26 protein-coding genes and 1 other annotated feature are annotated in these 24,675 nt (G+C 42.2%); all 26 genes read right to left on the minus strand.

Annotated elements, in window-relative coordinates; translation table 11 throughout:
- Window positions 1–50: 50 nt before the first annotated feature.
- The 26 genes from pyrR to ACSQ2E_RS14160 all read right to left on the minus strand — a co-directional run bounded on the left by pyrR (window position 51) and on the right by ACSQ2E_RS14160 (window position 24,608).
- Window positions 51–596: a bifunctional pyr operon transcriptional regulator/uracil phosphoribosyltransferase PyrR gene (pyrR, locus tag ACSQ2E_RS14035; RefSeq protein ID WP_336199115.1), complete on the minus strand. Its 546-nt coding sequence runs from the start codon at window positions 594–596 to the stop codon at window positions 51–53.
- 195 nt (window positions 597–791) lie between these two features.
- On the minus strand, window positions 792–1,703 hold the full coding sequence (locus tag ACSQ2E_RS14040; protein WP_435991444.1) for an RluA family pseudouridine synthase: 912 nt from the start codon (window positions 1,701–1,703) through the stop codon (window positions 792–794).
- Window positions 1,675–2,169: a signal peptidase II gene (gene lspA, locus ACSQ2E_RS14045; RefSeq protein ID WP_435991446.1), complete on the minus strand. Its 495-nt coding sequence runs from the start codon at window positions 2,167–2,169 to the stop codon at window positions 1,675–1,677. Before lspA ends, ACSQ2E_RS14040 begins: the two co-directional genes overlap by 29 nt.
- A 106-nt stretch (window positions 2,170–2,275) precedes the next feature.
- The gene (locus ACSQ2E_RS14050) at window positions 2,276–2,557 is read right to left on the minus strand and encodes a hypothetical protein (RefSeq protein WP_435991448.1); all 282 of its coding nucleotides are present in this window, start codon (window positions 2,555–2,557) and stop codon (window positions 2,276–2,278) included.
- Between the two features lie 134 nt (window positions 2,558–2,691).
- Complete coding sequence (gene ileS, locus ACSQ2E_RS14055) at window positions 2,692–5,463, minus strand: isoleucine--tRNA ligase (protein WP_435991450.1); 2,772 nt, start codon at window positions 5,461–5,463, stop codon at window positions 2,692–2,694.
- A gap of 116 nt (window positions 5,464–5,579) precedes the next feature.
- Window positions 5,580–5,813: a binding site (T-box leader), on the minus strand.
- Between the two features lie 48 nt (window positions 5,814–5,861).
- Window positions 5,862–6,377 (minus strand): DivIVA domain-containing protein, encoded by a 516-nt coding sequence (locus ACSQ2E_RS14060; RefSeq protein WP_034755815.1) that lies wholly within the window; start codon window positions 6,375–6,377, stop codon window positions 5,862–5,864.
- Between the two features lie 89 nt (window positions 6,378–6,466).
- Window positions 6,467–7,237, minus strand: coding sequence for an RNA-binding protein (locus ACSQ2E_RS14065; RefSeq protein ID WP_435991452.1), 771 nt, complete (start codon window positions 7,235–7,237; stop codon window positions 6,467–6,469).
- Window positions 7,238–7,334: 97 nt separating this feature from the next.
- Entirely contained in the window at window positions 7,335–7,598 is a 264-nt protein-coding gene (locus ACSQ2E_RS14070) for a YggT family protein (protein WP_435991454.1), read from the minus strand.
- A gap of 8 nt (window positions 7,599–7,606) precedes the next feature.
- Entirely contained in the window at window positions 7,607–8,050 is a 444-nt protein-coding gene (locus ACSQ2E_RS14075) for a cell division protein SepF (protein ID WP_060669857.1), read from the minus strand.
- Between the two features lie 16 nt (window positions 8,051–8,066).
- On the minus strand, window positions 8,067–8,741 hold the full coding sequence (locus ACSQ2E_RS14080) for a YggS family pyridoxal phosphate-dependent enzyme (protein ID WP_435991457.1): 675 nt from the start codon (window positions 8,739–8,741) through the stop codon (window positions 8,067–8,069).
- 1 nt (window position 8,742) lies between these two features.
- On the minus strand, window positions 8,743–9,564 hold the full coding sequence (gene pgeF, locus ACSQ2E_RS14085; RefSeq protein ID WP_435991459.1) for a peptidoglycan editing factor PgeF: 822 nt from the start codon (window positions 9,562–9,564) through the stop codon (window positions 8,743–8,745).
- A gap of 51 nt (window positions 9,565–9,615) precedes the next feature.
- Complete coding sequence (locus ACSQ2E_RS14090) at window positions 9,616–9,903, minus strand: YlmC/YmxH family sporulation protein (RefSeq protein WP_060669862.1); 288 nt, start codon at window positions 9,901–9,903, stop codon at window positions 9,616–9,618.
- A gap of 440 nt (window positions 9,904–10,343) precedes the next feature.
- The gene (gene sigG, locus ACSQ2E_RS14095; RefSeq protein ID WP_435991461.1) at window positions 10,344–11,192 is read right to left on the minus strand and encodes an RNA polymerase sporulation sigma factor SigG; all 849 of its coding nucleotides are present in this window, start codon (window positions 11,190–11,192) and stop codon (window positions 10,344–10,346) included.
- Window positions 11,193–11,320: 128 nt separating this feature from the next.
- Window positions 11,321–12,040 carry an RNA polymerase sporulation sigma factor SigE gene (gene sigE / locus ACSQ2E_RS14100; RefSeq protein ID WP_079531515.1) on the minus strand — a complete coding sequence of 240 codons (720 nt, stop codon included), beginning with the start codon at window positions 12,038–12,040 and terminating at the stop codon, window positions 11,321–11,323.
- Between the two features lie 53 nt (window positions 12,041–12,093).
- Window positions 12,094–13,020, minus strand: coding sequence for a sigma-E processing peptidase SpoIIGA (gene spoIIGA, locus ACSQ2E_RS14105; RefSeq protein ID WP_435991463.1), 927 nt, complete (start codon window positions 13,018–13,020; stop codon window positions 12,094–12,096).
- A gap of 285 nt (window positions 13,021–13,305) precedes the next feature.
- On the minus strand, window positions 13,306–14,469 hold the full coding sequence (gene ftsZ / locus ACSQ2E_RS14110; protein ID WP_435991465.1) for a cell division protein FtsZ: 1,164 nt from the start codon (window positions 14,467–14,469) through the stop codon (window positions 13,306–13,308).
- Between the two features lie 41 nt (window positions 14,470–14,510).
- Window positions 14,511–15,809, minus strand: a complete 1,299-nt coding sequence (gene ftsA / locus ACSQ2E_RS14115; RefSeq protein WP_435991467.1) for a cell division protein FtsA — start codon at window positions 15,807–15,809, stop codon at window positions 14,511–14,513.
- A 115-nt stretch (window positions 15,810–15,924) separates the two neighbouring features.
- Window positions 15,925–16,287 (minus strand): small basic family protein, encoded by a 363-nt coding sequence (locus ACSQ2E_RS14120; protein ID WP_034755840.1) that lies wholly within the window; start codon window positions 16,285–16,287, stop codon window positions 15,925–15,927.
- 1 nt (window position 16,288) lies between these two features.
- Window positions 16,289–17,017, minus strand: a complete 729-nt coding sequence (locus tag ACSQ2E_RS14125) for a DUF881 domain-containing protein (protein WP_034755843.1) — start codon at window positions 17,015–17,017, stop codon at window positions 16,289–16,291.
- Window positions 17,018–17,080: 63 nt separating this feature from the next.
- A complete protein-coding gene (locus ACSQ2E_RS14130; protein ID WP_336199126.1) occupies window positions 17,081–17,791 on the minus strand; it encodes a DUF881 domain-containing protein in 711 nt (236 codons plus the stop codon).
- On the minus strand, window positions 17,766–18,551 hold the full coding sequence (locus tag ACSQ2E_RS14135; RefSeq protein ID WP_435991470.1) for a cell division protein FtsQ/DivIB: 786 nt from the start codon (window positions 18,549–18,551) through the stop codon (window positions 17,766–17,768). Before ACSQ2E_RS14135 ends, ACSQ2E_RS14130 begins: the two co-directional genes overlap by 26 nt.
- Before the next feature lie 630 nt (window positions 18,552–19,181).
- Entirely contained in the window at window positions 19,182–20,282 is a 1,101-nt protein-coding gene (gene spoVE, locus ACSQ2E_RS14140; RefSeq protein ID WP_258263189.1) for a stage V sporulation protein E, read from the minus strand.
- A 113-nt stretch (window positions 20,283–20,395) separates the two neighbouring features.
- Window positions 20,396–21,745, minus strand: a complete 1,350-nt coding sequence (gene murD / locus ACSQ2E_RS14145; protein ID WP_435991473.1) for a UDP-N-acetylmuramoyl-L-alanine--D-glutamate ligase — start codon at window positions 21,743–21,745, stop codon at window positions 20,396–20,398.
- Window positions 21,746–22,720: a phospho-N-acetylmuramoyl-pentapeptide-transferase gene (gene mraY / locus ACSQ2E_RS14150; protein ID WP_435991475.1), complete on the minus strand. Its 975-nt coding sequence runs from the start codon at window positions 22,718–22,720 to the stop codon at window positions 21,746–21,748.
- Window positions 22,721–22,722: 2 nt separating this feature from the next.
- Complete coding sequence (locus ACSQ2E_RS14155) at window positions 22,723–23,145, minus strand: hypothetical protein (RefSeq protein ID WP_435991477.1); 423 nt, start codon at window positions 23,143–23,145, stop codon at window positions 22,723–22,725.
- A gap of 2 nt (window positions 23,146–23,147) precedes the next feature.
- The gene (locus tag ACSQ2E_RS14160) at window positions 23,148–24,608 is read right to left on the minus strand and encodes a UDP-N-acetylmuramoyl-L-alanyl-D-glutamate--2,6-diaminopimelate ligase (protein ID WP_435991479.1); all 1,461 of its coding nucleotides are present in this window, start codon (window positions 24,606–24,608) and stop codon (window positions 23,148–23,150) included.
- Window positions 24,609–24,675: the final 67 nt, after the last annotated feature.

Genomic DNA, 24,675 nt, shown 5'->3' on the forward strand with positions numbered 1-24,675 from the left:
CATTCCCATCCTTTGTCAGCCTCTCTGGACCGCTATTAAAAGGACTTCCATTATTCTTTTTCGTGTATGGCAACGATGTCTTCCTGATCGACTTCTGATAATGCGACCATGATTTTTTCAGAGCTTGATGTCGGAATATTCTTCCCGACGAAGTCTGCCCGTATCGGTAATTCCCTATGTCCACGGTCGACCAGTACAGCCAGTTGAATCTGACTTGGCCTGCCGAGATCCATTAAGGCATCCAATCCCGCCCGGACCGTTCTTCCGGTGAATAAGACATCATCCACCAAAATGACTTTCTTGTTTGTAATATCAACCGGAAGGTCAGAACCCTTCACTTCCGGTTCGTGATCCTCTGTCTTCGTCGTTAAATCATCACGGTATAGGGTGATGTCTATTTCTCCGACCGGAATTTCTTCCCCTTCAATCGCATGGATCCGCTCGGCTAATCGATTGGCGATATAAATGCCCCTTGTTTTGATTCCAACAAGGACGCAATCTTCAATTCCTTTGTTTCGTTCGATGATTTCATGGGCGATCCGTGTGAGCGCTCTTCGAATGGCGGGTTGATCCAGTACCGTTGCTTTCTTTGTCATATTCGCCACCTCGTTTTAATTATTATTTAAATAAAAAATCCCTCTCACCGTAGAGATGAGAGGGCACACTTATCGTTATGATCGTATTGCACGCCAAAGAATTTTGGTCGTACACTGCTCCTTCTCAGCCTCACGGGACCGTATTAAAGGTTACTTATTCAATTAATATCATCATAAAGGTCTGGTCGAAATTTGTCAACGGTTATTTTCAAGATGCTTAACCAATTTCGAAAATTCTTCGGGTAACTCCGCATGAAACTCCATATACTCTTCGGTTCTTGGATGAACAAACCCAAGCACTCCGGCATGAAGGGCCTGTCCTTCAATGCTCAACGTCTTTCGCGGGCCATATTTCGGATCACCCGCCAGCGGAAAGCCGATATATTTCATATGGACACGGATTTGATGGGTTCTTCCTGTCTCTAATTCACATTCAACGAGTGTGAAATCTTTATACCGGTCCAACACTTTGAAATGCGTGACCGCTTGTTTGCCATTATCCACGACAGCCATACTTTGGCGGTCTTTAGGATCCCTGCCGATCGGGGCATCGATCGTCCCGTATTCGTGGGGGATCAGGCCATGTACGATGGCTGTATATTTTCTTGTAACGGACTTTGCCACCAGCTGATTTACCAGATGCTCGTGTGCCATGTCATTTTTCGCTACCATCAGCAATCCCGATGTATCCTTATCAATACGGTGGACAATCCCTGGTCGCAAAACGCCATTGATGCCTGACAGGTCCTTACAGTGATGCATCAATCCGTTCACCATTGTTCCTGAATAATGCCCCGGTGCGGGGTGGACGACCATCCCTTTCGGCTTATTTACGACGATGACATCCCCGTCTTCATAGGCGATATCAAGGTTAAGATCTTCCGGTTCTACATCTAATTCTTCCGGTTCCGGAATCGATACAGTGATGACTGCATTCAACGGACACTTAAAGTTAGGCTTGACCGCTTCTTCATTTACTTTAATATGACCTTCTTTAATCCATTGTTGAACCTGGGAACGGGACCAATCCTTATTCAATTGACTTACGACCTTATCGATTCGTTCTCCCTGGCTTTCCTCAAGTATGTTGTGCTGAATTACTTCCATTTTTGTTCTCCTTCTTTGCTTTTCGTTCGTCTAAATACATATAAATCAGTAACAGTGCTACTCCAATGGTTAATGCTGCATCGGCAATATTAAAAATCGGGAAATCATAGGAAAAGATGTATGTATTTAAGAAATCGACCACTTCTTTTCTGAAGACACGGTCAATAAAGTTTCCAATTGCTCCGCCTAGCATGAAAGCAAGACTCAGACTAAACAATGAATGCCCTTTTGCATGGACTTGCATATAATACACGATACCTACAATCACTATTAATGTAATAATGTAAAAAAACCACATTTGTCCTTGGAGTATTCCCCATGCTGCACCTTGATTCCGATGAGAAGTAAGATAAAAGACATTATCTATGATCGAAATGCTTTCTCCCTCGGTCATTCTTCTTACAACCAACCATTTTGTTAATTGATCCAGTCCAATAACAACCAAAGCCACTAAATAATAATACACAAAGGCAACCTCCGAACATCTTTAAATGATTACCTTTGCATTTTAGCATAAAAGGGGAAATAAAGACACTTAAACTGGAGAAGAACGAAGGAAACGCGAGTGAAATCTAAGAATATGATGAAATCTTCCCAAACCTTCTCCATTCGAATGCATCTTCGATTGTCGTACAGGTTGGGTTCATCAACATGTAATCAAATGGGATCTCTTGCCCACTCAATTCACAATATCCGTATTGATTATCCCGGACACGACTCAGTGCCTGTTTTACCTCGGTGATTTCTTCATTTATATACTGCTGGATTAAAGGATGTTGAGATTGACTTGCTTCAAGCTCTTTCAAGGATTGTTTCAGCTCTTCTACAATGGATGTGTATCGGTCATATGTCATCTTGATCCCTCCATTTATAGTATGGGGGAAATGACCCTGAATATTGTGTTGCAAGATATAGCAATTATGGAATTAGAAACACTTTAGTCAAAAAAGGGACCTGCCAAATGACAGGTCACCTCTACATATTTACACTAAGCCAAATGAGAATAACTTTCTTTCACAACAGCTGCACAGCGTGTGCAAAGTGTTGGATGATCTTTATCCTCTCCTACTGTTGTTGTAACAATCCAACAGCGGTCACATGTTTCACCTTCAGCTTTTTCGACGACGATGTTGTTTTCACCCAGGCTTAACGCATGCTCCGGAGCTTCGTTCACCGCTCCGCCGATTTCAAAGGCTGATACGATGAACAGCTGTTTTAAGTCCTCTTTGATGGAATCGAGTAAGCCTTTCGTTTCATCATTTACAAATAGGGTCACTTTAGCCGTTAATGACTTACCGATCACCTTCTGATTACGGGCTTCCTCAAGTGCTTTTAGAACATCATCCCTTAATTCTAAGAATGTGTTCCATTTTCCCTTCAATTCATCCGCATTTGCGAGTTGTTGTACTTCAGGCATATCGGTTAGCTGAACACTTTCGCCCTCTGCACCCGGGATATATGCCCAAACCTCATCTGCTGTATGGGAAAGGATTGGGGACATCAGTTTTGTAAGGGCAACCAGGCTTTCATACAATACCGTCTGAATCGCTCTGCGCTCATAATGATTTTCTGACTCGATATATAGAACATCCTTTGCAAAATCCAGGTAGAATGAACTTAAATCCAATGTACAGAAGTTATTGACCGCATGATAGATGCTTGCGAATTCATATTTATCGTACGAATTTTTCACATTCTTCACAAGATCATTCAGCTTCACGAGCATAAATTGATCTACTTCTCTTAATCCATCAAAGGATACCGCATCTGTTTCAGGGTTAAAGTCAGAAAGGTTCCCTAATAAGAAACGATAGGTGTTACGGATCTTCCGATAGACTTCAGCCACCTGCTTCAAGATTGGATCAGAAACCCGAACATCTGCCTGATAATCAACAGACGCTACCCAAAGACGAAGGATATCGGCTCCAAGCTGTTTCATTACCTTTTCGGGGACAACGACGTTCCCTAATGATTTACTCATCTTTCTTCCGTCTCCATCAAGAGCGAATCCGTGACTTAACACGCCTTTGTATGGAGCTTTACCCGTTACGGCTACACCTGTCGTCAATGATGAGTTGAACCAACCGCGATACTGGTCGGATCCTTCCAAATAAAGATCTGCAGGTCGCTGCAAGTCATCTCTTTCCTCAAGAACAGCCTGATGGGAAGATCCTGAATCGAACCAAACGTCCATGATGTCCTGTTCTTTCGTGAATTTTCCATTCGGACTAGCTTCGTGAGTAAATCCTTCAGGTAAGAGGTCTTTTGCTTCTTTCTCAAACCAAATGTTTGATCCATGATCACGGAAAAGCTTAGACACATGATCGATCGTCTCATCTGTAATGATCTCCTGACCATTTTCAGCATAAAATACAGGGATCGGCACTCCCCATGCACGCTGACGGGAAATACACCAGTCTCCACGGTCTCTGACCATATTGTATAGACGTGTTTCTCCCCATGCAGGAACCCATTTCGTATCATTTACCGCTTGAAGTAATTCTTTGCGGAATTTATCGATGGATGCAAACCATTGTGCCGTCGCTCTATAAATAACCGGCTTTTTCGTGCGCCAGTCATGTGGGTAAGAGTGAGTGATGAAGTTTAATTTCAGTAATGCCCCAGCTTCCTGAAGCTTTTCTGTGATTGGTTTATTTGCCTTATCATAGAATAAACCTTCAAACCCGGGAGCTTCTGAAGTCATAACCCCTTTATCATCCACCGGACATAAAACATCCAGTCCGTATTTCTTCCCTACAAGGAAGTCATCCTCCCCGTGCCCTGGAGCTGTATGGACACAGCCAGTACCTGAATCAGTCGTAACATGCTCACCAAGGACTACAAGGGAGTCACGATCGTACAGGGGATGTTTAGCCACGATATGTTCGAGTTCTGCTCCTTTGACCTTATTAACTACAGAGGGGTTTTCCCATTCAAGATTCTCTGCGACATCTTCAAGCAAATCTTCGGCTACGACATAGTTGTTTTCCTTCACATTTACTACAACATAGTTCAAGTCTGCATGTACGGCAATCCCAAGGTTCGCAGGAATTGTCCAAGGTGTCGTCGTCCAGATTACGAGTTGGGTTCCTTCTTCAAGGACACCCTTACCCTCTGTAACGGCAAACCCGACATAAATGGATGGGGAACGCTTATCCTGATACTCGATTTCTGCTTCTGCAAGGGCTGATTCACTTGATGGTGACCAATAGACCGGCTTTTTCCCTTTATAGATATAACCTTTTTTCGCCATATCACCGAAAACTTTGATTTGCTGTGCTTCATATTCAGGTTTTAATGTGATGTACGGGTTTTCCCAATCGCCACGTACACCTAATTGCTTAAATTGCTTACGTTGATTATCCACTTGCTCATAAGCATATTCTTCACATAATTTACGGAACTCCGCGATTGTCATTTCTTTACGCTTCACGCCTTTATTCGTTAACGCCTGCTCAATCGGCAAACCATGAGTGTCCCAACCTGGAACATAAGGGGCATGATAACCGCTCATGGATTTATAGCGTACGATAAAGTCTTTCAGGATCTTATTCAATGCGTGACCCATATGGATATTCCCATTGGCATATGGAGGCCCATCGTGAAGGACGAATAAAGGACGATCACTCGTTCTTTCCTGTACCTTATGATAGATGTCCATCTCTTCCCACTTTTTCTGTGTATCCGGTTCTCGCTTAGGTAAGTTCCCTCTCATCGGGAATTCCGTTTTCGGCATCAGTAATGTATCTTTATATTCCATGAAATCATCCTCCTAATCGTTTCTCTTAATTGCCATCATTTCTATATCCTTTACTTCTTAATCAGGCAGGGTGAACTTTCCTTTTTTTAAAAATAAAAAAAGCTTTCTCATCCCTGAATAGGGACGAGAAAGCCTTTCCCGCGGTACCACCCTCATAAAGACCGAAAAGAGTCTTCACTTGTTGATTCGTAACGTGAATAAATCGCCACTCATTACTCTTCGGGGAGGAATTTCATGAGCAGGGCTCGAGGGTGATCTTCCGCGCTTCTTTCCTTGTCGGGCTCACACCGTCCCCGACTCGCTAGAAAGGATTCATTATTAGTACGTACTGTCCCTGTCTTAGCTTATTAATACAATTAAGATTGTTGTTCAATTATATGAAAGTATTGCTCTTTTCGTCAAGACAATGTCTCTTCTTCTTTTAAAGTTTTTAAATCCGTTGCGTCCAAATCAAATTCCATTAACTGATCCCAGTCATTTGTATCGAGAAGATCTAGCTGCGCTTCGATCAACATTTTGAAACGAGTACGGAACACCTTCGACTGTTTCTTGAGTTCTTCTATCTCAATGGCAATCTTACGGGCTTTGGACAGTGATTCATTAACGATGCGATCGGCATTCTTCTCGGCTTCCTTAATGATCAGCTTTGATTCTTTCATTGCATTCCGCTTGACTTCTTCCCCTGCTTCTTGAGCAATGACGATTGACTTGTTTAACGTTTCCTCGATGCTTGTAAAATGACCTAAACGTTCATTCAATGAGTTTAAACGTTCTTCTGTTTCTTTCTTCTCACGGATCAGAATTTCGTAATCTTTAATAATCTGATCTAAAAATTCGTTAACCTCATCCTCATCATAACCGCGAAAGCCACGACTAAATTCTTTATTATGTATGTCTAATGGCGTTAAAGGCATGGGAGCCACCTCCAGTACTTGGTGAATTACATATTTATTATAACTAAAATTTCGACAGTATGTGGGAGAATTCCTTTATTTTTCTTAAATTATTTCAGAATTCCCACAGAGATTCGCCATTTATCCCGTTTTGTTCTTCCTTCAATGGACAGTAACTTACTTCTTCCGTACCCTCTGGCGGAGAGAACATCGGAAGTTTCGACTTCAAAAGAGGGGTTTTCAACCGCTTTCCAATTTACTTTGACTTGCCCGCTTTTGATCAAGGTTTGAGCCTTTTGGCGGGAATCATTATAGATAGCTGCAATTACGACGTCCAGCCTCAAAGAACTGACGGTCGTCATTTTTTCCTGCCATTCTTCCTGCCTTTCCATTCGTTCTTCCAGCGGAATGTCGTTTAAGGAAATCTTTGCTTTCCCTATTTGGGTCAGTTCCATAAGGACATAATCCGAAATTTCATCTGCAAGCATCAGCTGAATGGTATCCTCCCCGGTCAGGATATCCCCGAACTTATCCCTTTTCAACCCAAGTGACATCAAGGTCCCTAATACCTGTCTATGTTCTATTGTAACAAACTTCGAAGCATACTGTATTTCAAATAACCTTATTCCAAAATCTTCTTCCCCTGGCTGAAAATAAGGGGGATACAATAAAGCTCGTTTCCTTTCCGAGTTTTCAGGATAAAAAGATAGGATGATTTCATCGTTATGACCAATGATAGACTCGACAATATGCTGCTGTCTCGGGTCCAAAAAGTCCGTTCTTTTCGCTGTATATTGATCTTCCACTGTCTGCTTCCACTCAAGTACAGCATCTACGAACTCCTTTTCATCCGGCCTGAAATGTTGATAGATCGAAGACATACTTTCACCCCCTATGTGGTTTACCCAAAATAAAAGGACCGAAACTGTTTGACCGGTTTCAGTCCTTTTTAGGCATCTATCCTTATCATAGTACCGATTAAATAAGCCATCTAAATATTTGGTACAACCCGGATTGGGCCAGATTCAGCACAATGAATGCCACAATCGGTGAAATATCAATCATTCCGATCGATGGGACAAAACGTCTGAATGGTTCTAAATACGGTTCGCATATCCTTGCAAGGAACTGTCCGATCGACGTCTCTTTGGCATTCGGGAACCAGGACATTAAAATATAAATGATTAACGCCCAGGAGTATATTTGAATTAGTTTAGACAAAATTTCATAAAGCATTACCATAATTTACATTACCACCTCGAGTCTGATAAATCTTCCTCTTTTAAGAACTCAGAAATATTTCCGCTCACTTCAACATTGTCAGGTGTGCACAGAAAAATATTATCGCCTACACGTTGAATGTCGCCACCGATTGCATACACCGTCCCGCTGAGAAAGTCGACAATACGCTTCGCCTGATCATGTTGTATCCTCTGCAGGTTTACAAGGACTGAGCGCCGATTCTTTAGATGGTCTGCAATTTCCTGAGCCTCTGCATATACTCTAGGTTCTACAAGAATCATCTTAGAAGATTTCTGGACACTCTGAAGGCTCACAACATTTTGTTTTGAATTTGAAAGCTGTGACTTCATGGGCTTTTTCTCCTCGTATTCTTCTTCATACTTCTCTTCTTCGTATTCGTATTCATCTTCGTCCAGCAAAAAGAACGTTTTAAACTTTGACTTAATACCCATTTGTATTCATCCCCTCTCAGTCATTTCCAACTAATGCAGTTCCAATACGAATAAATGTGGCACCCTCTTCAATTGCTATCACATAATCGTTGCTCATTCCCATGGATAATTCCGTACATGGGGCATATGGAAGATTAAGTGAACGGATTTCTTCCTGAATGGTTTTCAGCTGCCTGAAACAAGTCCTTAAGAAAGCTTCATCATCCGTATGGGGTGCCATCGTCATCAATCCTACGACTTTAATATTGGATAAGTCTTTTAAACTGCCGACAAATTCCTTCACTTCATCAGGAGAAATTCCATGTTTGGATCCTTCTCCGGAAACATTCACTTGAACGAAACAAGACACAGGCTCATCCGCTCTTTTATGAATTTCTTTCGCTAATGACAGACGATCCAGGGAGTGTATGTATGATACTTTATCAATGATGTTTTTAACCTTTCTTGATTGCAGGGAACCAATGAAATGCCATCGGGCCTTGTCCCGTAAAACATCCCACTTGGAGATAAGCCCCTCATCCCGGTTTTCCCCTAAGTGAAAAAGTCCTGCTTCAACTGCCTCTTCCGCGCGGTCGATGGATACGTATTTCGTGACCGCGACAACATTTACGTCTTCTGTCCTTCTTCCACTGCGTTCACAGGCACGTTGGATGTTTTCATTGATGTGTTGGATATTTTCAGATACCTTCATCTTATTTCTCCTTCCAGCCAATAAAACTCATTATTCTTCCCGTTTCTCCACCATCTCTTCTATAAGAGAAAAATTCATCGTGACAGGACGAACAAAAACTGGAAGTATGAATTTGATCAGAGTGTAAGCCGGACTGAATCAAGAGCTGTTGATTTAACTTCTTCAGATCAAGATTGTACTGTCCCTCTTCCTTTAAATTATAGGGTAAGTTGTTTTCATCTTCTAGTGTTTTTTTCACTTTATCAATCACATAATCATCCACAATATAGCAATCTTTACATATGGAAGGTCCTATAACCACTTCTAATGAAGATATGGAGGAACTTCTCCCGACAAACTTACCGACCATTTTCGGCCCTATTTCAAGGACCGTCCCCTTCCATCCGGCATGTGCCAGACCGATTGTGCCAGTCGCCCTGTCGAGGAAATAAAGAGGGACACAATCTGCATAACACATCGTTAACAGGAGGTTCCTTTCCCCTGTCAAGAATCCGTCGGTATCTTTAATGCTGTTATGATAGTTCTCTGCACCTTTCCCTCTGTCTTCAGAGTTCACAAAAGAGATATTCTTCCCATGTGTCTGTTCAGCAGCCACAAAGCTGTCAAAAGGCATATTCAGGCCGGATGCCAAAAGTTTGCGGTTATGAATGACTGATGCTTCCTTATCTCCTACATGAAGGCCCATATTGAATGAATGAAAAGGTCCTTCACTTATTCCGCCACGATTTGTGGTTATGCCCGCGACCAGTTCCGGGTTTTCTTTCGTCCATTTTCCAATGGAGTAATATGAGTTTGTCTCTGTTATAAAAGGCTCTTTCGACACGGTGAATCTCCCTCGTTTTTTATTTAGTGTACCATAGTCCATTGAGATTCGTCATGTGTCGGGGGATTGTTTCGGTTCCTGAAGCTGTCCTTGAATGTAATGGTTGTCTTTATATCTGACCAGAATCACGTCTTCCCCTATCTTTACGATACTGCTCCATGGGATCACGATATCTTCTTCCTTGCCAAAAAAACCTAATATTTTCCCTCCGCTCCCGATCACAATTGCCTCGATTCTTCCAGTATCCAGATTGATCTCAATGTCACCGATATTCCCCAATTTCCGCCCGTCTGAAATACTGACAACATCCTTCACCTGGAATTCTGATATTCGCACCATACTTCTTCACCCTCTTTTCATGTTGATTTCTGATCGGTTCATCATTTTAAATGCATATAGGCATACTCTTTACCTTTTAAATGTGGATATTATCATTGTATGCAGCATAGAAAAAAGGCAGACCTTCCCGAGGGAAATCCGCCTTTTTTCTATGCTTGTCGGGGCTGAACGAGCCGCCTCCACTTTTCTCTGTCCAGCTACAGGGCTTAGAGGCTCGAGGTCATAAGTCAAACCATCCAAAAAGGCAAAGTATGCCTTTCCGGATGGTTCGCCTTATGCTTGTCGCCTCTGGGCAAAGCCCTTCCGCTTTTCGTTTGTCCAGCTGCGGCGGCTAGCCCCTCGAGGTCACAACTGAAAAATCCCATAAGGCAAAGGGCGCCTTTTGGGATTTTCCTGTTGTGCTTGTCGGGGCTGATCGAGCCGCCTCCGCTTTTCGTTTCTTATTGAATATTTTTGTTCATTTGTTTGATTGCTGCTTTTTCTAGTCGTGATACTTGTGCTTGGGAGATTCCGATTTCTTCTGCGACTTCCATTTGGGTTTTTCCTTGAAAGAAGCGTTTGCTGATAATGAGTTTCTCACGATCATTCAATCGTCTCATTCCTTCTTGAAGGGCAATTTCTTCGATCCAGTGGAAATCGCGGTTCTTTTCGTCGCTCAGTTGATCCATAACGAATATTGGGTCTCCTCCATCATTATAGATGGGTTCAAACAGCGAAACGGGATCTTGTATGGCATCCAGTGCAAATACGATTTCTTCGTGAGATACATCAAGAACTTTGGCAATTTCTTCTGCAGTCGGCTCCTTGGATGTCTCCCCCATTAATTTCTCCCTTACTTGCAGAGCTTTGTACGCAATATCCCGTAGTGAACGGGACACCCTTATCGGGTTATTGTCTCTCAAATATCGACGGATTTCCCCAATGATCATCGGAACCGCGTATGTAGAGAATCGAACGTTTTGACCCAAATCAAAATTATCGATGGATTTCATTAATCCGATACACCCTACTTGAAATAAATCATCAACATACTCACCACGGTTATTAAAGCGTTGAATTACACTTAAGACGAGGCGTAAATTTCCGTTGACCAGTTTTTCTCTCGCGGTGATATCACCCGCTTGCATTTCCTTGAATAAAATTCTCATTTCATCATTTTTGAGCACTGGCAATTTGGACGTATCCACACCACAAATCTCGACTTTATTACGTGTCATTCTTTCCCCTCCTTGTAGGAGCTGCTGTACAAAATTCAGTATTTCCTTGAAGAGGAAAAATATGCATTTCATTCTGACATAGAGGGGCGGGAAAGGTCCAAATCCCTTACAATACCTGATTCAAAAAGCTAAAAATTTTTTTAATTCCTGGCCACATTAAAAAGCTGACCTTTTCAATTGAAAAAGTCAGCTTTTTAATGTCATACCATTTTATTGAATTCCTTCTTCAATCGTTTGATAATCCTTTTTTCCAATCGGGAAATATAGGACTGTGAAATCCCAAGCATATCAGCTACGTCTTTCTGGGTTTTTTCCTCTTCCCCCATCAATCCAAAGCGAAGCTCCATAATTTGTTTCTCACGGTCAGTTAGCTGATGAAGGGCATTAAAGAGTAATTTTTTATCCACTGTTGCCTCAAGATCTTTTGTAATGATGTCTTCATCCGTCCCGAGAACATCCGATAACAGCAATTCATTTCCATCCCAATCGATATTAAGGGGTTCGTCAAATGAGACTTCCGAGCGAATTTTGTTGTTTCTTCTTAAGTACATAAGAATTTCGTTCTCTATACACCTTGAAGCATAGGTCGCCAACTTGATTTTTTTCTCGGGATTGAAGGTATTGACTGCTTTAATAAGGCCGATGGTGCCGATACTGATCAAATCTTCTATATTGATGCCTGTGTTTTCAAACTTCCGGGCTATATATACTACCAGTCGTAAATTACGTTCTATCAATAAGGATCGTGCTGCCTTGTCACCTTTAGGCAATTTGTTGAGCAGGACTTCTTCCTCTTCCTTTGTCAACGGTGGAGGGAGGGCTTCACTACCACCTATGTAGTAAATTTCATCTGTCTTCAGACCCAGCTTGATTAACAGTTTGTACCAATAATACAAAAATTTGAATTTGAATTTTTTCATTGTTGCTCCCCCTTCTATTTCTTTAAATTGTGAGTATAGTAGTAATAATTGATTCACGAAACGTTAAGCACCGGTTTTCTTGAAGCCATTTTCGGATGGACGATCGCCCCGAAACTCCCATCTGCCGATAAGGGTTCTTCTCTAAAGGCGACTAACCCATTTGGTATGGTCCATTCCGCTTCATGATCACTGAGTACTAATGAATCAGGCTTTATCGCGGCTAGAAGCTGACTGTTTCTTCCTACCGATTGTGCTGGAACGATACGCATTCTGTCAGACCAGCGGGTATCGATCTCTTTCCCACCCGAAAAAATTTCTTCCACATCATGGCAAAGTGCCTTCATTTCATCGGGAATTTCACCCTCGATTTCAGCAATGGATAGAATCATGACCGGACTTTTTGAAATGGGATCCTGAAGTTGATTCCCACTGTCCACAAGACCGCTTACAGTACAATGGAAATCACCAATCTGAATGCTGACTTTCAGGAGCTGATCATATTGGAGCTTCACATGCTCGATACTATCCATTCTCCCTTTCGAAAAGTACCAGGCAAGAGGCAGGGCGAGCATCACAAATACCCAGCTTATCGGGTCACCAAATCCGCGAATGCTTGCAAGCAGCATGGATGATTCCCTGCTTGGATCGAAGCTGATAAAATAATGAGCCCCAATTAATATTCCACCCATAAAAAAGGTGACGAAATAAAACATAAGAAGATTTGATATATAATAGCGCAATCTTCTATAGCCAAAAGCTGAATACACCATGACGACGGAGAATAATAACTTGACTAAGGGGTTTCCTGCAAAGTAAGCATATGGTGAAAAAGCGAGGAGAATAATGACAGAGCCTATCAGACTTCCGATACCTATTCTCCAGAGGGCGTATTGTCTCTTTAAAATGATTCCTGTTAACCATAATAAGAAAAAGTCTACTAACAGATTTAACAACCAAATGACATCCAAATATAAAGTCAATCTCTCCCCTCCTTTTAACACCTCACAATTCGATTCCGTTAAAGACCGGAATGACTTATGAGAAGTATATCGTACATCCTTTTTAAAGGTTGTCATTTTTTGTATGCTCCCACGGAAAAGTTTTCGGAGATATGAACGAAAAATGTCATTAAATATGGATGCCATAAACACCACCAAAATATAGTTTTTCGGAATGCATTTTTAGTCCAGGGAAAAGAAAATCCTATAAAAATAAGAATCCCCCAAGGCATGAAGCCTTGGGGGATTCTTATTTTTATTCCATTATTAACGACGACGGTTTCTATTGCGAAGGAAGGTTGGAATGTCCAAAGTTTCTTCCGCACCTTGATTTGAAGATGTTCTCACAGGCTCTTGCTGTTGAGGCTGCTCTTCACGTTTAGGCTGTTCCCGTTTCACCGATTGGCTTGGGTTGGTACTTGGATTTGGTTTCATCCCACCGAACGTTGGTCGGGTCTGTTTCGGAGGTTGAATGACCTCTTCATTGAACCCGGTTGCAATGACGGTAACGACGATATCATCTTTTAATTCTTCGTTGATGACAGAACCGAAGATCATATTTACTTCTTGATCTGATGCAGAAGCTACAATATCAGCAGCTTCCTGAACTTCGTAAAGGCTTAATGAAGTCCCACCAGTGATGTTCATCAGGACGCCCTGAGCTCCATCGATGGATGTCTCAAGCAAAGGACTTGAAACTGCCTTTTTCGCTGCTTCAGTTGCACGGTTCTCTCCAGATGCTGCACCGATGCCCATTAGGGCTGAACCTTTGTTAGACATGATCGTCTTAACATCTGCAAAGTCCAGGTTGATCAGACCAGGTGTAGCGATAAGATCCGATATACCTTGTACACCTTGACGCAGGACATTATCGGCTTCACGGAAAGCTTCAAGCATCGGAGTACTCTTATCTACGATTTCCAGAAGGCGATCGTTTGGAATGACAATAAGGGTGTCCACGCCTTCTTTCATAGCTGCGATGCCACCGCTTGCCTGATTTGAACGCTTTCTGCCTTCAAATGTAAACGGGCGCGTCACGACACCTACCGTCAATGCGCCGATTTCGCGGGCAATTTGAGCAATGACCGGAGCTGCACCAGTACCGGTTCCTCCACCCATTCCGGCAGTGACAAAGACCATATCTGCTCCTCTAAGTGCCTCTTCAATCTGTTCTTTACTCTCTTCAGCGGCTTTTTTACCTACTTCAGGATTCGCACCTGCTCCTAATCCCCTGGTTAATTTGCCACCGATTTGCATCTTTATCTCAGCTTTTGATAGATTCAAAGCCTGTGCATCCGTGTTGACTGCGATAAATTCAACACCTTGTACGCCGTGCTCGATCATGCGGTTTACGGCGTTGTTTCCTCCGCCACCGACACCAATAACTTTTATTGTCGCTAATGAATCTAAATTTGTATCAAACTCCAACATGACAAATCCTCCTAACTCGTCGAATCTATGGATTCCTTTATTTATTCAAAGAAGTATCCAAAGAACTTTTTCACTTTTGACATGGCCTTTTCATCTTCATGTTCTTCTTCTTTTACCTTTGCAGGCTTCTGCTTTTTATTCACAGGTTTTGATTGACGCTTCTCAGCAGCCTCTACAGGCACTGGTTCCGCGCTTACAGATCTTCCTTGCAATCTAGCATTCTTTTGAGCGTATTTAATCAATCCAACTGCTGTTGTATACTGTGGTTCCCGTACACCAATATAATCAGGAATTGCCACACGTACACGATTTTGGAAAACGATTTGTGCTAATTCTAACACACCTGGAAGATTTGCTACACCACCAGTTAGAACATATCCACCTGGCAGGTCCCTGATTCCCAATCGTTTCAGTTCATGGCTGATGAGGTCAAGAATCTCTTCAAGCCTTGCTTCTATGATATCAGAAATTTCTAATTGATTAAATTGCTGATGTTGATCACTGCCAATAATTGGCACGCTGAACACTTCATCTTCAGACGCATGGTCATAGAATGCATGTCCATATTTTGTTTTGATTTTCTCTGCGTCGTCCGTTGATGTCCGTAATCCGATCGACAAATCCTTCGTGATATGCTCCCCGCCAACGGGTAGCACGGTTGTTGCCTTAAGGTGTCCCTGTTCGAAAACGGCTATCGTCGTAGAACCGCCACCTATATCGATCAAGGCAGCTCCAAGGTTCTTTTCATCCTTTGATAAAGCAACCGTACCTGCGGCTAAGGGCTGAAGGACGATATCGACAATTTCAAGGCCGGCTTTTTCTACACAACGGAGAGTATTATGTAAAATCGTCTTAGATCCCGTAATGATGGTGCCTTCCATTTCAAGTCGAACACCGATCATACCCCGGGGATCTGTAATCTCATCCAATCCATCAACGATGAACTGTCTTGGGATTACATTGATGATTTCCCTTTCTGGAGGAATCGATACAACCTGTGCTGCATCCATCACTCTTAGAACGTCTTCATCGCCGATCTCCCTGTTATCACTCGACACTGCCACCACACCATGACAGGATTGAAGTGACACATGGTTACCTGTTATACCTACGATGACCTGGCTTATAGATAAACCGACCATCCTTTCAGCTTGTTCAACTGCCTTCTTGATTGTATGAACAGTTTCGTCTATATCTACGATGGAACCTTTTCTGATTCCTTCTGAGTTCACATTTCCTACACCGATTATGTTTAAGGAATCATTTGTCATTTCACCAATGATTACTTTCACTGTGGATGTACCGATGTCTAGGCTAACGTAAATTTCATTGCTGTTCACTCTATGGCACCTCCTTAAAGAATGTTTATTTGGAACAACAATCCTAGAAAAATATTATTCTAAGTATATCTTAATATGATATTCGTCGTAACAAAAACGATTCCCTTTTAAAATTCTAATTTTTTTCTCTTTTTTCTTGATTATTTGACCAATTGCTAATCATTATTCTTCTAATCACTGCAATGTTTTGGAATAATCTTACCCCAAAAGCAAAAACAGCCGCCAAATATAAGTCTACACCAAGATGTACGCCCAGAAAAGCTAAACTTGCTGCTAGTAAAATATTAAAAAAGAATCCAGAAACAAAGACCTTGTCATCATAAATATTTTGGAGGTGGGCACGAATACCGCCAAATAATGTATCCAATGCTGCGAGAACCGCAATCGATAAATAATTTGAATACTCTTCTGGAATTCTAATATCTGTCAGAAGCCCGAGGACGACCCCTACTAGCAACCCTAAAACGGGAAGCCACATATTATTCGTTCCCTCCTCTTTCCTTAACCGGTTCCATAAAACGGATCCGGATTGTATCTTTATATTCTGGAACCGTGAGCTTTTCTAAAGGCTTTGAAATGCTGACCCGTAGATTATCAATAAAGAAATCTTCAACTGATCTTGAAACCTGCATGCGGTTATACAGGTCCTTGGCTGCATTTACATCCTTGGTCAACACCCTCACTTCAAACGGTATTTTTTTAATTGAATTACCGTCCACCTTCGTTTCTCCATTAATATCCCGGATAACTGAGGTATTGATTAGTCGATGGCCGTCAATCGCGATATCGACTGCATCATACTGATTGAGTTCATTTACAAGCCTCTCCAAAAGTTCCGGGGAGACATTTTGAACTTTTTCACCCAGGAGGATTTCCTCCATTGAAGGCTCGATCGTCAGGATAAGACCCGGACCCGTTTTTTCTGTCAGCCCCATTTCAGTCTTCAATTCCTCTAACGTTTGCTTTAATGCCTGCTCTGGGCTTGATTGCTGCTCGGTCTTATACTGTTCCAACTTCGCTTCTACAGAACGAGTTTCTGATAAAAGGTTAGAGTTGACTTCCTTTTCTTTCAGAAGCGCTTCCCTCAGTTCCCAGATATCTCTGGTATCCCGGACAACTGGCTCTTTGACAGTCTGGAACTGAATGGCAATCATAAACCCGATGATGACCGTTATGACGGTAAAGCTGATTTTAAGTTTGTTGTCCATTTATTGCACCTTACTTTCGGGACCTGACCCACGCCCGTACCGTTTACTTCAATGGGAGCCGGCTCATGATTCGCCAATGGTGGGTTCGAGGATGACCGAATTTTCTTTTTTCATCTCAAATATGATATTTTCATTCACCAACTGATCCTTCACTCCGCCTGTGATATTCATGGCGGAGGACAACACTTCCGGATCTCCGATTGCCGTAATTTTGAACGGGGCAGGGTACTCGATGCCATCAATCTGGATGACCGGACCGTTACACAGTATGTATGAATCATGCTTAAGTCTTTGTCCGTTGATGGCAACCGCAGAGGCACCCGCTATATATAATTCATTAATCACCTTAAAGACATGGTGTTCATGGACAATATAATTATTTGCGTTTTCTTCCTCCGGGTCATATTTCGCATCGGACAAGGTGACCGTTACCCCCGGCCCCTTCACTTTCGTTTTACCTAAGTACATACGGTACTTCTCAGCATCCTCTGCCAGGTTGAAATAAATTTGCTTCTCTTTGGAGAATTCCTTCTCCATATTGCCGACCTTCTCCTGTTTCTCATAAAGTTTTTCCTGCAGACGATTATTCTTCTGCTGGTACTCGAGGATTTGATCTCTTAATGTTTCTTCCTGTTTCCATTGACCATTTGTCCGGCTCCCGAGCTCTTTTTGTTCTGTGTTTGCCAGACTGAATGAAAAAGCAAGGATGAAACCCAAAACCAGACATACAAGAGAGAGGACCACGTGCTTACCTCTCACCTTCATCCTCTTCATTCGTTTGTTCACCTTCCGTTTCGTATGCTCTGAAATAAGAACCTACCTCTAAGTCAATGACCCCTTTTACTGCAGGATCTAATTGGCTGACGATCGAAGGATAATGCACCATCTTTTCTGAGAAGCTACGGATGGTCGCACTCACTTCGAACCCATCATTCATAAATAGAGTCAAGTGATATTGGTCTGTTTTCTTGGGAACGAGGTTGATCTCCGAGATGAGATGCTGCACTTCTTTCGGAAGTTCCCCTAATTCGTTCACCATTTTGGCCAGGACCTTATCCTCTTCGAATCCCCTCAATAAAGGTGCATCCACAGGAATTGATCCGGTCCCTTTATCCAGGACCTTCCCATTTTCCAAAATGACAAAAAATTTATTCCCCTTTGAGAGATACGCTTTTTTATCATATTCTTGAACGGTTATTTCGAATGAATTCGGAAAGGATAATTCCACTTTCGCATCCTTTACTTCAGGAAGCTTCTTTAATTGCTCGACCGTTTCCGCTTTGCTTACACTCCATACATTCATACCTTTGTCAATTCCACTTTTTTGAAGAACCGTCTTATTTGATATAAGTTCATTCCCATGAACGGACACTGTGTTTACATGACTCAAGGGCGATTGAAAGTATACAACCGACAATATCATCAGAAAGAATAAAGAAAGTAAAAACAGAAGCCTGCGGTTTGCTTTCTTTTTTCGGTGTTGTTTTAGTTTAGGAATACGATCTTCAATGGAAACAACATTTTCTTTTTTCATTGCGTTCTCCTCAATTTCACTTTGATTTCATTATGTCATGAGTGAGTTAAACTCGTCATGTCTTATAATGAAAGTACTCTTTACATTGGGATACCTTCTATTCTATACGAAGGAATAACATGTTAAAAGAGGAACAGAACGTTATTTTCTGCCATAAGCCCTTTTGGAGGCGAAAAAAATGAGTGATGCAGGGTTAATAGCCTATTTTTGAAGAATTGACCTACAGCCACCCTAAGATGGATTGTCCATACCGCTTTTCGTATATGTACTTTCATTCACTTACCAAAAGAATGACCATCCTATGTATTTCACTCTTGAACCTTATTTTAAACACCAAATGAAGCATTATGAATGCATGTCATTGAATTGTAAAAGTTTTGGTTAACAAAAGTAACAAACTCTCCTTTATTTTGAAAAGGTATGATAAAAATGAATTACGTATATGTAATTTATTGTAACATCGAAAACACAATTATCCTATTGTTATTTCATTCAACAGAAGGATTTTCTTCGTTTCATTGCAAATAAAAAAAGAGACCGACTGAGAAAAATGGGAAGGCCCGGTGAGGTCTTGATTCATCATTCGCCTCTTCTGCCATTTTTCTTGTGTCAATCTCTTTTTATGAAGCATCAATTTCTTGAATAGCGGCTTATATTCAACAGGACCCCTACAGCCATTAGCATGAGGGTCAAAGAAGATCCCCCGTAGCTCAAGAATGGAAGTGTAATCCCGGTCACGGGCATCAACCCCGTCACTACCCCTACATTGATCATCACCTGGATGGCAATCATGGAAACGATCCCTAAAGCAAGGAAGCTTCCAAATAAATCAGGTGCTCCCAATGCGATCCTGATCCCTCTCCACAAGATCAATGAAAACAGGATCAATACCAGGGTACCCCCAATAAATCCAAGTTCCTCTGCTAAAATAGCAAATATAAAGTCGTTTTGAGGTTCCGGCAAATAAAAGAACTTCTGTCTGCTTTGTCCCAGACCCAATCCAAATAATCCCCCCGGCCCGATGGCATACAGGGACTGAATAATTTGGAAACCGCTATTGAGCGGATCCTGCCAGGGATCTAAAAAGGATGTAATCCGTTTAATCCGGTATGGTGCAGAAATGACGAGTCCTACAAATCCCAACAGACCAATCATGCCTAGCCCTACAAAATGTTTAATCCGAGCCCCTGATATAAAGATCATCACAACAGAAGTCCCCACCATGACGGTACCCGTTCCTAAGTCCGGCTGGAGCATGATCATTCCAAAAGCTGTAAACACAAGTAAAAGTGCCGGAAGGACTCCTTTTCTAAAAGAAGTAATATACTTTTGGTTCTCAGATAAATACTTTGATAGAAAGGCGATCATCGCGAGTTTCATAAACTCCGAAGGCTGAATTGAAAAGGCTCCTACACCTATCCAGCTCCTCGAACCATTCCGGAGCACCCCTATCCCGGGAATGAGAACGAGCACAAGGAGGACGAAGCAAATGATGATGATGATCTTTGACCAATTTCTCCATGTCCAGTACTCTACGTTCATGATGAAAAACATCGCGAATAGTCCTACACCCGCAAAGAGCACCTGCCTTTTTGCAAAGAAAAAGGAGTCATCGAATTTGTAATCTGCCCATACAGCACTCGCACTGTATACCATGACCAGTCCAATCGCAAGCAAAGTGAGTGTAACCACAATGAGTATAAAATCGGGAGTCGATTTTTTTAAAGGCAATCCTAAACACCTCGAATAGACAAATTTAGAGCCGTTCGAGCATAGAAAACTACTGATCCTGGATTGAATGACTGGTTGTGTAAGTATGGATGCTCTATATGGACAAGCCCTTATTAAAGCTTATGCACGGCCTCGATAAAAATGTCACCGCGTTGTTCAAAAGTACGATATTGATCCCAACTTGCACATGCAGGGGACAATAATATGATATCCCCTTCCCGTGCATGCTCATACGCAACCGGGACCGCCTTTTCAACATTATCGACAGGAATAATCGTTTGTATCCCTGCCTTTTCCCCTGTTTTCACGAACTTCTCGGATGTTTCTCCAAAGGTGATCAATGTTTTGACGTTTACGAGATATGGAATCAGGTCATCAAATACATTTCCACGATCCAATCCTCCTGCAAGTAATATTGTAGGGGATTCAAATGCTTTAAGCGCACTTTTCGTCGCCAGGCTGTTCGTTGCTTTAGAATCATTGTAAAATTTAATGCCATTCATTTCCCGAACGAATTGAGTTCGATGTTTCACTCCGCCAAACGTACTCAATACCTTTCTGATGCTATCATTTGAAACTCCATATATTTTACAGGCAGCAACGGCACATAGGATATTTTCAAGGTTATGAGCACCCGGAAGGACGATGGAAGATAAATCAACCACTTTTTCGTCTTTGAAATAAATCGCACGATCCTTTATGTAGGCACCGTCTTTGATTTCTTTTTCGGTTGAAAAGCGAATCACCTGGGCTTTTGTAAAGCATACCGCTTCCTGAACATGCTCTTGATCACCGTTAATGATTAAATAGTCTTTTTCCGTCTGATTTTTTGTAATATTGGATTTCGCTTTCCAATATTCGCTCAAGTCCCCATGGTAATCAAGATGTGCATCATATAAATTTGTGATAATGGCAATGTGCGGAGCGAAGTCCTGGGTCCCCATCAGTTGGAAAGAAGAAAGTTCGACTACCATCTTTTCATCCTCTTTCGCGTCCTGGGCTACTTCAGAAGCAACGGTTCCGATATTCCCGGCAATCAGAGGCTTTTGATTATCCTCTTTCAACATTTCGAATAGCAGTGTCGTGGTGGTTGTCTTTCCATTGGTTCCCGTGATCCCGATCATTTCCGCCTCAGAAATTAAATAAGCGAGCTCGACTTCCGTTAAAACGGGAATATTCTTCTCCATCGCTTTTTTAATCAATGGGTTATGGTATGGGATACCCGGATTCTTTATGACATATTGAAAACCTTCATCCAAAAGCTCAATGGGATGACTTCCGCATATGACTTTAATCCCTTCCTGAAGGAGACCCTGGGCTTCGGGATTTTCCGACAAAGGCTTTTGGTCATTGACCGTAACAAATGCTTCTAACTTATGTAGGAGAGAGGCAGCACTTACCCCACTTTTTGCCAGTCCTAATACAAGTACTTTTTTATGTTTGAATTTCGTAATGTTTTTCACTTATAACCACACCTCAATATAGATTCCTAAAACGGCAAAAAGTAATCCCACAGTCCAAAAAGTGACGACGACACGCCACTCCGACCATCCGACCAGCTCATAATGGTGGTGCAATGGGCTCATTTTGAAAATACGCTTTCCGGTTGTTTTGAAGCTTGCTACCTGTAAGATGACGGAAAGAGTCTCAATGACGAATACTCCCCCAATTAGGATTAATATGATTTCAAGCTTGGTTAAAATGGCAATCGTAGCGATTGCGCCACCAAGTGCAAGTGAGCCGGTATCACCCATGAATACCTTGGCAGGGTGGGCATTAAAGACCAGGAAGCCAAGAACCGCCCCCACCACCGCTACTCCGAAAATGGCAACATCATATTGGGATTGGCTCCACGCAAGTACAGCCAGTGCCCCGAATGCAATGGCACTTGTTCCGGACACCAAACCGTCCAGACCATCCGTCAAATTGACGGCGTTTGAAAATCCAACAAGCCAAAAGATAATGAACAAGCAATAAAACCAGCCTAATTCAAACGAAACATCGGTTAATGGTATCGAAACCGTGGTCGGAAAGTCGTTCTGTTTAAAGATAAGATAAAAGATCACCGATATGACAATCTGTCCCAGCAGCTTCTGCTTGGAGGTCAAACCTAAATTCCTTTTCATAACGACTTTAATAAAGTCATCCAGGAAACCCAATAAACCAAATCCGACGGTCACCAGGATCATTAAATACGTTTCAGGACCGGGTTCTGAATATTTACCTGTCATAACAAATGTGGTGATGACAATGGATACTAAGAACACGATTCCACCCATCGTAGGTGTACCGGTCTTTTTTTGATGCGACTCTGGACCTTCATCCCGGATGCTTTGTCCAAACTTCAATCTTCTGAGGAAAGGGATAAACAAGGGGGCAAGCAATACGGTAATGAGAAACGCCATTATAATGGTAAAAAAGATCACTTGTTCCATCATCGTCATTCCCCTCCCATTCCGTCTGTTGGATCCTGTATAGATCCGTTCATAGACATATCATTTGTTTGATTTCGTTCAGATTCATTGCTAAAAATAAACTTCGTCATAATTTCCCACTTTTCTTGATTGTAATTTTGTTTGTAACTCTCTTGTAAGTTTAAATAAGCCTTGTATACATCTTCAACTATAAATAACGGAAAGTGATTGGGGACAAATGATGGGATTTCTTCACCCTTGGGCCAAAGGGAAGCAACCGCTCCTTTTTCGATACTCCTAAAAAGGTTCACTTCACCACCCTCAGGTATATATAGTCCCTTCTCCATTCCCATCCTAGTTGAATTTGAAACTACTAAAAAGGGTAAGCCAGGCAAGTGGATTCCTTTGGTTTCCGGAAACAACTTCTTTACTTCATCATAAAGCAACATTCCTACATCCCCTTGATGAAGTGTCTTGCCACTTCCCGGTCATCAAAATCGTATACATGATTCCCTATGATCTGATAGGTTTCATGTCCTTTCCCGGCAATCAGGACGACATCTCCCGGTTTCGCAAGGTTCAAGGCTTCTTTAATCGCCTCTTTGCGATCAACGATCAATTGATATTGTTTGCCGACCACTCCGGCTTCCATATCCTTCAAGATACCCCCGGGGTCCTCGGTCCTGGGATTATCTGAAGTGAAAATGGCATAATCCCCGTAATCACAGGCAATTTCCGCCATGAGCGGCCTCTTGATCCTATCCCTGTCCCCTCCGCATCCGACCACTACAATCACATGGCCATTTGTAATCGTCCGGATGGTCTCTAATACATTTTTCAATCCATCCGGAGTATGGGCATAGTCGACAATGACCGAAAATGGCTGACCTTCTGAAATTGTTTCAAACCGTCCCCTGACTCCTTTGGCTTTTTCAAGGCTCCTTATACTTTCATCGATTGGTATACCCGCAGCGAACGCTGTCGCTATTGCAGCCAGGGCGTTGTATACATTAAACTTCCCCGCATACTTTAATACCAACTCCCGTTCCCCAAATGGAGAGACAAGGGTGAAGACCGACTCTGTTGCCCTAAGGACCACATCTTTTGCATGGAAATCAGCTGATGAAGCCAGGCCATATGTAAACACATGGGCGGCTGTGGATTTGATGAAATAATCAGCTGCAGCATCGTCCTTATTAATAATGGCATACTTAGGGGATTTCTTGAAATAAGTATTCCCTAATTGAGAAAACAATAAGCCTTTCGCATTACGGTAGTCTTCCATTGTTTTGTGATAATCGAGATGATCCTGTGTCAGGTTCGTAAACACTGCGATATCATAGTCGCAGCCGTGCACACGACCTTGATCCAAAGCATGGGAAGAAACTTCCATGATGGCGGTCCGCACCCCTTTATCGCAAAATCGTCTGAATGTCTGCTGAAGGGTTAAACTGTCAGGCGTCGTATTATGGCTGACCTCCAACTCTTCCCCCACTTTGATATGCAGGGTTCCAATCAATCCTGTCTTCATCCCACTCTGAGTAAAAACGTGATCGATGAGATGGGTCGTCGTGGTTTTGCCGTTTGTCCCCGTCACTCCGACCAAAAGCAGCTGATGGGAGGGCTGTTTATAAAAATGGTCCGCTAGAATCGCCATCGCTTTCTTCGTATCGGGAACAATAATGACAGGAACTCCTGCATCCAGTTCCCTTTCTGCAAGGATCGCTGCTGCACCATTCTTCTCTGCCACTGGTGCAAGAGAGTGGCTATCGATCTCCAATCCATTAATACAGATAAATAAATCACCATTCTTTACTTTCTTATGATGGTTCGCGATGTTTGAAATAGCTGGATTCCCTTCACCCTGTACTGAGAAAAACGGTAGTACTTCCAGCAAAGTGTGCAATCTCATCCTTTCAACTCCTCACAGGCAGAAAGCAACCTTTTTATATTTTACAAAAAAATATGAATGAAAGCTA

Source organism: Rossellomorea sp. LjRoot5 (assembly GCF_964253455.1).
Lineage (GTDB): Bacteria > Bacillota > Bacilli > Bacillales > Bacillaceae_B > Rossellomorea.